The 2,476-nt window shown below is 65.9% G+C and carries 1 pseudogene; it reads right to left on the reverse strand.

Annotation, left to right across the window (positions count from 1 at the left end):
- Positions 1–2,459 (reverse strand): annotated as a pseudogene (locus tag EN906_RS30790) (hypothetical protein); the annotation flags it as partial.
- Between the last annotated feature and the right edge of the window lie 17 nt (positions 2,460–2,476).

A 2,476-nucleotide genomic window follows, 5' to 3' on the forward strand; every position in this document is an offset into this window, starting at 1 on the left:
AACGACGTGCCCGAACCGGTGTTGGTCAGCGTACCGGTGCCGAAGCTTGCGGTGCCGGCCAGGTTCTGCAGGTCGATGCCGCTGCCGGAAGCGAAAGTCGCACTTGTCGAGGCGAAGTTGATACCGGCCGTGATGCCGTCGAGCGCCACCGCCTGCGCGTTGGTGGCGTTGATCGTGCCGGTCGTGACATTGACCGTGCCGCCGCCGCTGGCGCTGAACGCCGTCGCGCCCGATGTGGTGATGTCCAGATCGGCGAAGGTGACCGTAGAGCCAGCGTTGTTGGTAAGCGAGGCACCATTGCCGTTGACTGTGACCTTGTCGGTGAAGTTGATCGTGCCGCCGGTGCGGTTGGCGATCGAGATGCCGCCGCCGGTCAGCGTGCCCGCCGGTCCGCTGTTGGGCAAGGTGCCGCGCGTGACCGTGATGTTGCCGGCGCCGCCATCGACGTCGAGCAGCGTGCCGGCGACGTTGACGTTGTTGTCCGTGATCGACAAATTGGTGTCGAGGCCGGCGACCTTGAACGCCGTCTGGCCGGTGGCGACATTGCTGACCGTGACGCCCTGGATAACGATGCCGCCGACATTGCTGAAGCCGCCGGCATTCTGGTCGATGGTGAAGACCGAACCGCTGCCGCCGGTGAAGTCGAACGCGGTGTCGCGCACCTGGTTGCTGCCGAGCAGCTGCAACGTATCGCCGCCCGTGCTCTTGACCACGCCCTCATTGCCGGTGACGTTGCCGCCGGTGGCGCCGAGATTGCCCTGGACATTGATCGGCTGGATGGTGCCGGAGGTGATGATCGAACTGCCGTTGCCGAAGCCGGTGATCGACTGGCCCGAATCGAGCGTGAACGGCGTGGCGCTCAGATCGACCGTGCCGACAAAGGCGAAGGTCAGTGTGCCGGTCATGGCATCGGCCTGAGCGGCCGTGACCGTGGTCACCGCGGCGCTGAGCCCGTTGGTGCCGGCAGCGATCACGCCACCGTCCTGGGAAATCATGACGACCCCGCCGACCGCGCTGGCCAGATTGGCGCTGCCGGTGAAGGCGACATCATCGAAATCATAATTGCCGAGCGTCGGATCGAGCCCGATCGTGTTGACCGTGTAGCCGCCACTGGCCGCTGTGATCGAGGATTGCAGCACAGTCGCGTCGCCGTCGCCGAAGGTGAAGTTGGCGTTGGCCGACGTCGCCGTCGTGCCGCCCGACGACAGTTCGACGCCGACACCAGCATTGGAAATGCTGGAGCCCTGCAGAAAGGTGATGGTCTTGTTGCCCGTCGTCGATGACAGGTCGATGCCGCGCGAGGTGAGGTCGCCGGTGCCGGTGATCGTTGTCACGCCGAAATCGGCCGTGGTCGATGAACCGCTGAAGTCGATGCCGGTCTGGTTGGCGCCGGAGCCCATCGTCACATTGGTTGTTCCAAATGTGACATCGGCATTGGTCAGGGCGAAGTTGATGCCGGCTGGACCGACGGTCGAACCCATCGTCACGCTGGTGGTGCCGAAGGTGACGGCGCCGGCATTGTTGGTGATGTCGATGCCATTGCCCGTGGCACCCGACACGGTCACCGCCCCGAAGGTCGCCGATGCGGTGCTGGCGACATTGGCGACGGCCAGGCCGGTGGCAGTGGCGCCGGTGATCGACAGCGGAGCTGTGACGTTCAGCGTCGCGGTTCCGGCAAGGCCGGTGACGACGGCGCCACCGCCGCCCGTCGCAGACAGCGTCGAGCCGATGAAGCTGATCGCGCCGCCGACCGGGGGCAGCGTCGAGCCGATCGCGAAAAGATTGCCGGTGCCGGTCGAGGTGACGCTGCCGCTGAAGGTCACCGAGCCGCCAGTGGTGCCGTCGACCTTGACCGCTATGCCTGGCACGGTTGCCGAGCTGGAGATGTTGGCCGCCACACCGATTGTCGCGCTGCCACCGGAAACGACGACACCGTCGCCAGTGCCCGAATTGGCGATGGCGCCACCGAGGATCGCGATCGAGCCGGTGTTGTTGGTCAGGCTGACATCGGTGCCCGCGACATTGGTCGTCACCAGATTGGTGATGGTGAAGGTCGATGACGAAGCGTTGATTGCAAGGCCGTTGATGCCGCCACCGGTGCCGCCGATGGTGACATTGCCACCCAGGAACGGGCCGCCCGAAACGGCATTGAAGTTGAGCGCCGTGGCTTGCGCAACACCTGTCGTGATGCTGTCGAACGCCATGCCGCCGGTGCCGATGGTGACGCCGTCGAGATTGATCGCGTGGCCGGTGCCGGTGGTGATCTGCTCCGTGCCTGCGGCCGCGACTGTGATCGTGCCGCCCCCGGTGGCGCTGAAGCCGGTGCCGGTGGTCGTGGTCAGATCCAGCCCGCCGGTGAACTTGATTGTGCCGCCGGTGTTGCCGCTCAGGTTGATCGCAAAGGCGGTGGCGGTGCTGGCGGTGATCGCTCCACCGAACGTGGCGCTGCCGCCGCCCATGCCGGAGATCCCCACCG

Source organism: Mesorhizobium sp. M7A.F.Ca.CA.004.06.1.1 (genome assembly GCF_003999135.1).
GTDB lineage: Bacteria > Pseudomonadota > Alphaproteobacteria > Rhizobiales > Rhizobiaceae > Mesorhizobium.